This window comes from Xanthovirga aplysinae (assembly GCF_009711365.1).
In the GTDB taxonomy this organism is placed as follows: Bacteria; Bacteroidota; Bacteroidia; order Cytophagales; family Cyclobacteriaceae; genus Xanthovirga; species Xanthovirga aplysinae.
The window spans coordinates 3,812-9,359 of record NZ_SMMB01001145.1; the positions used below are offsets into that span (position 1 = coordinate 3,812).

General features: G+C 32.8%; 5 protein-coding genes. 1 reads left to right on the plus strand and 4 read right to left on the minus strand.

Annotated elements, in window-relative coordinates; genetic code table 11:
* Window positions 1–53 precede the first annotated feature (53 nt).
* Complete coding sequence (locus E1171_RS14360) at window positions 54–968, minus strand: hypothetical protein (protein ID WP_155206721.1); 915 nt, start codon at window positions 966–968, stop codon at window positions 54–56.
* 205 nt (window positions 969–1,173) lie between these two features.
* On the opposite strand from E1171_RS14360, the gene E1171_RS14365 reads away from it, so the two are divergent.
* Window positions 1,174–2,463 (plus strand): type IX secretion system plug protein, encoded by a 1,290-nt coding sequence (locus E1171_RS14365; protein WP_155206722.1) that lies wholly within the window; start codon window positions 1,174–1,176, stop codon window positions 2,461–2,463.
* 317 nt (window positions 2,464–2,780) lie between these two features.
* Here E1171_RS14365 and cas6 read toward each other — a convergent pair whose 3' ends face one another.
* The 3 genes from cas6 to E1171_RS14380 form a co-directional block, all read right to left on the minus strand.
* On the minus strand, window positions 2,781–3,572 hold the full coding sequence (cas6, locus tag E1171_RS14370) for a CRISPR-associated endoribonuclease Cas6 (protein ID WP_155206723.1): 792 nt from the start codon (window positions 3,570–3,572) through the stop codon (window positions 2,781–2,783).
* 432 nt (window positions 3,573–4,004) lie between these two features.
* Complete coding sequence (ychF, locus tag E1171_RS14375; RefSeq protein ID WP_155206724.1) at window positions 4,005–5,099, minus strand: redox-regulated ATPase YchF; 1,095 nt, start codon at window positions 5,097–5,099, stop codon at window positions 4,005–4,007.
* A gap of 14 nt (window positions 5,100–5,113) precedes the next feature.
* A partial coding sequence (locus E1171_RS14380) for an AI-2E family transporter (RefSeq protein ID WP_155206725.1) occupies window positions 5,114–5,548 on the minus strand: 435 nt, incomplete at its 5' end.

A 5,548-nucleotide genomic window follows, 5' to 3' on the forward strand; every position in this document is an offset into this window, starting at 1 on the left:
TCAAAGTGAATTGTTTTTGCCCATTTCAAAATTTAGGAAAGGGTAATTTCACTTTATTGACTCAATTCCTGTTTTTTCTGCTTCACTAAAGAATTAACTTCCGTTAGCGTTATCCAAACTATACAAATAACTAACCCAATTCCCAAGCAAATCCCCAAAAAGTAAAAAAAGGATTTACCCTGAGGTTTACTGTAGGCTTGAAAGGGTTGAATTATTTCAATTTTAAAATTCTCATTCAACTTTTCTTCCAGAGAACCCTTTTTATCTTTAAGAGCTAGAATTTGCTTGCTAATCAATGTGTAATTATCAATAAAAATATTAGCTCCGTTTTTGCTTTGGGAAGAACTTTTTAGGATTTGTTCTAATGTCATTTGAATACTATCCAAGCGGGATAACTCAGTTTCAATATCGGAAATATTAGTCAATAACCTTTTTTTATCCAATTCCTGACGTCTACTAAGAAATGGATTGGAATCAAAATAATGAATGATTCCTTTCTGCAATTCAGGCAAAATTTCATTAGAGCCAACTTCAGCCCTAATATAAATGGCACCATTGCCTATTTGATTATCTTCCAATTTTGATATTTCGATACTTTTTAATTCCCCTACACTTTCTGTACTCATTTCTAATAAATTAGCCACTTTCCTTTTGTCATCTTCTTCTAGATATTGAGAAAGGTTGTCGATTAAAAGAGAAGCTTCACTAAGTTTTATTTCATGAGAAAAAAGCACTAAACTACTATAGAAGGCCTTAGAAGAAATAAAAAAGAAGCTAGTTATCCCAACAAAAAATGAAAGACCACCAATTAAAATTATTGATTTTGCTCTCCTTTTAATTATTCCAATAATCTTTACCAATAATTCCAAGATGTCAATTTCATCCTGCGCAATTGGAGAGATTTTTCCACTATATTCTCCAACACCAGATCTACCCAATTTTATTTTATTATTACTATCAGCGTTCATACAAAAGAAATTGAAAAAAATTCAGGAACTAGTACAACAAAAGCTAACTAATTCACTCGCTTAGACCATTAAGGCATCAAAAAGTCACTTTTCCCTGATTCCCATAGGATTGGAGCAAATAAATGGGCGGAAATTTTCTCTACTACAATAAAGTAATTACCTTCATGCCCACTAAAAAGCTTTGAAAAATAAAACGAATATAAAATTGAAATATTACAATCTTCTAGTAGTCGTAACAATATTCCCCATTTTAATGGGCTTATCTTCCAAAGCAAAAATTTTGGGCCCTCAGAATATTGAAAAAAGAACTTTAACTCAAAGCTCACTTAAATCTATACGTCTATATCCTACAACCAACACATATGATCAGAAAACTTTAGCTCCGATCATTTCAATAGAACAGAATCAACCCTTGATTTTAGAGTTTGATGATTTGGAAGATAGAGTTAAGAATCTCTTCGTCAAACTTATTCATTGCAATTTCGATTGGGAACCATCTCCATTATTTGAAAGAGAATATCTAAATGATTTTAATGAATTCCCTATCACGGAGTATGATTTTTCTTTTAACACCCGAATTCCATATATCCATTATATTTTTAAAGTTCCTAATGTAAAAGTTAGTGGAAACTATCTTTTAAAAGTTTATGATGAGGATGACCCAGAAAAAGCGATCCTATCCAAACGATTTGTCATCTATGAAAAAAAGACAGAGACAAAGGTGGAAATTGGTGTTTCTTCAGATGTTGGAAAAAGAAGGGTAAATCAGCAAGTTGACTTCACCTTAAATTTGGCAAGGATTGAAGAAAACAATCCCTATGACAGAATTAAAATAGTCATCCGACAAAATAAAAGATGGGATAATGCTCTGACTGATTTAAAACCCACATTTATTCATGCTACTCAACAAATGCTTGAATTCAGACCCTATCGCCTTGAAAACAATTTCCCTGGTGGTAATGAATTCCGATACTTTGATTTAAGATCAGTAGATTTTGCTGGAGAATATGTGAGAAATATTATTAGGAAAAACCATACCGTGGAGGCATTTCTTGGTGATGACAAAAGTAGAAACAACCTAGCTTATAGCCAATACAGAGATATTAATGGTGATTATGTTGTTAACAACGCTGATAATAATGATTCTGAACTAGGAGCCGAATATGTTAATGTTCATTTCTTCCTAAAATCAGAAACTAAACTAGACCAAACTGTATATATCCTGGGTTCCTTTGACAACTGGGATCGAGGTGGTGAAAATCAAATGATCTTTAATCCTCAAAAGCAACAATATGAGGGAAGTATCTTATTAAAGCAAGGTTGGTATAATTACATTTATTGGGTGGAAGGAGGTAATAATCCTCTAATTTTTGAAGGAAGTCATAGAGAGACTGAAAATGAATACGAAATCATTGTTTATTACAGGCCTCTGGGGTCTATTACGGATCAAGTTGTCGGTTATCAAAAGTTTTCCAGTAATCCAGGAAGAAATTAAATTTAGTTTATGAATTATAGGATGAAAAAGTGGAGGGGTTTTTAGATTTATAATCTATGCATTTATTATTTTAACAAAATAAAATTTGGGCCACTTTAGAAAAAGAAAGAGCCAAATTCCAGACCTTGATTCGCTTCATCAAAATTTGCCCGAATTAAAATAAGCTTGAATACACTACTCATCGAAATATTAATAAAGCTGTTAAAATATTAAAATTAATTAATCCTATAAATCCTAATTTTTTCATTTTATCAATAAACACCTGCATTTCATTAGGAATGATCTTAAAATGTATTTCCTTATGAAATCTACTTTTATCAATTAAAATTATATTCTATTGTTCTTTTTGCAGGATCGGAATTTGCGAGGTCTAACATACCAAAGCCTTTATGGGTAAAAGAACTTAAACCACAGGTAAATACAAATTCTTGGACTTCCTTGGCAGCGTACAAGGTAAAAGGAAAAGTATAACCTCTGACTTCATATTTTACATCCTGATTATAAACAGGATAGATTCTAGCAAACTTTTTTTGATTTGTTTTTATTTTTGACAAGTAATTTTTATCCGGTACCACCTGAAATTTATAAAAAGATTCTAACTGCTCTGTGGTATAGCCATATTCTCCCATTCGCATCATAGTTGATTCATACAATAAATCAGAAAAACTATCAGTTTCCGGTGAAATGAACCTTTTCGCATTTCCATCATTAAATGTGGGGGTTAACAATACAATTGGGGAAATACAAATAAATTTAGATACGGTGGTTAAATTTGGGGCTGCTTCTTTTTCAACCCCATCAGGCTGCAATAAAAGACCTCCCACTTCAACCTGCTTGTAGGAAAACAGATTTTTCAAAAAGAAATTAATAAACTTTTGATCAGGACTTGAAAGCACTAAAGTCACTTTACTCGAATAGTAATGTAGCCCGTTTCTACTGACTTTAGTTTGTCCCTTCAATGCGGAAAAAATATACTTATTAAAATTCCGATACGGACTATCGGCCTCTTTTAATAAAACTCCTTTAATCAATTGGGCTAAAAGGAACTGGTGATGAAAAGGCACATAGGCACCCCTATTCTTCAAATTAAATATGATACGAACTCTCAATTTGAAATAAAATTAATGGTTGAAAAAGATAATTAAACAAAAAGGCATTTCCCGGGACAAGTTATTCATGCTAAAATATATTCTAAAAATTAATTCCTGAGCTAATATACCCAGGAGAGCGAACCAGCCCCATATCCTTTATTTATAATAATAATCTAAGAAAAAATATAACTATAACCAAGCATGATTTTAAAAATAAATCCAATTAATATTTTTTAAAATTATAAAAACAAATTTTGATATACTGATAATAAAAACAAAATAAGCGCATTTTTTAAAAGTATATACTATAATCTTATTACTAATTTAACAAGTTTTAGCGACAATTTATCAAAAATAATAAGTTTGTAATTTTAAACTGAAAACAAAAAAAGCATCTGAACAATGTTCAGATGCTTCCAACTATATATAAATCAGTGCTTTATTCAATTTTTACACATTAAATCTAAAATGCATAACATCACCATCTGTAACTATATATTCCTTCCCTTCCACAGCCATTTTTCCAGCTTCTTTACAAGATTGCTCAGAACCATAATTAACGAAATCTTCATACTTAATTACTTCAGCTCTGATAAAGCCCCTTTCAAAATCAGTATGTATTACTCCTGCTGCTTGTGGAGCTGTCCATCCTTTATGAATAGTCCATGCCCTTACTTCTTTTACTCCAGCAGTGAAATAGGTAATCAGGTCCAACAAAGCATATGAAGCCCGAATCAATTTATTCAAACCAGATTGTTCTAAGCCATACTCAGAAAGAAAAACCTCCCTTTCCTCTTCCTCCAATTCTGCTATTTCAGCTTCTATGGAGGCACTCACTACAATCACCTGTGCATTTTCAGCCTTTACACCTTCCTTTAAAGTTTGAGAATGTTCATTTCCTGTGGCTACGGAATCTTCTTCCACATTAGCCACATAAATAACTGGTTTATTTGTCAGAAGTTTCAGCTCCTCAATTATAACACTATCTTCTTTTGAAACTTCCAATGTCCTGGCATTTTGTCCTCTTTCCAAAACCTCCTTATATCGCTCCAATATAGCTAGCTCTTTTTTGGCAGCGGCATCACCCGACTTGGCCACTCTCTCCACTCTTTGGATTTTTTTCTCAATTGATTCCAGATCTTTTAATTGTAATTCTGTATCAATTACTTCCTTGTCAGCTATAGGATTCACAGCTCCAGAAACGTGAGAGACATTTTCATCTATAAAACAGCGCACCACATGGATAATGGCATCCACTTCACGAATATTTGCCAAAAACTTATTTCCTAAGCCTTCTCCCTTACTAGCTCCCTTTACCAGTCCAGCAATATCTACAAATTCGATTACTGTAGGCAGCACTTTTTCAGGTTTAACCATTTGAGCCAATTTATCAAGTCGACTATCGGGCACAGTTATAACCCCAACATTTGGCTCAATTGTACAAAAAGGATAGTTTGCCGCTTCAGCCTTTGCATTAGACAATGCATTAAACAATGTAGATTTTCCCACATTAGGAAGCCCTACAATTCCACATTGCAGTCCCATTTATATAAATTAATTTAGTATTTAAAAATATGATATTGTTTGTAGGCTCTGTACAATTCTTTAAAAGATACCCTAAGTACGGTGTACACTGGAATAGCAGCGATCATACCAGGAATTTGTGCCAGAGTTGCTCCGGCAAAGATAACAACAAAAATCTCTAAAGGATGGGCTTTTACACTTTTTGAATAAATTAAAGGTTGCAAAATCATATTATCGATAAGTTGCACAATGGCAAAAACGGAACCTATTTTCACCAAAAGAATAACAAAGGTATTAGTTTCGGCTAAATCTGTGGCAGTTGATATCCCTACTATCATACCAAAAGCTGCTCCCAAAATAGGTCCTGCATAAGGAATCAAATTAGCTAAAGCCGCAAAAAGAGCAATGGTTGGGGCATAATTAATTCCCATAAATGTCAATCCAAGGGCAGCTATACTAAAAATGGAAAA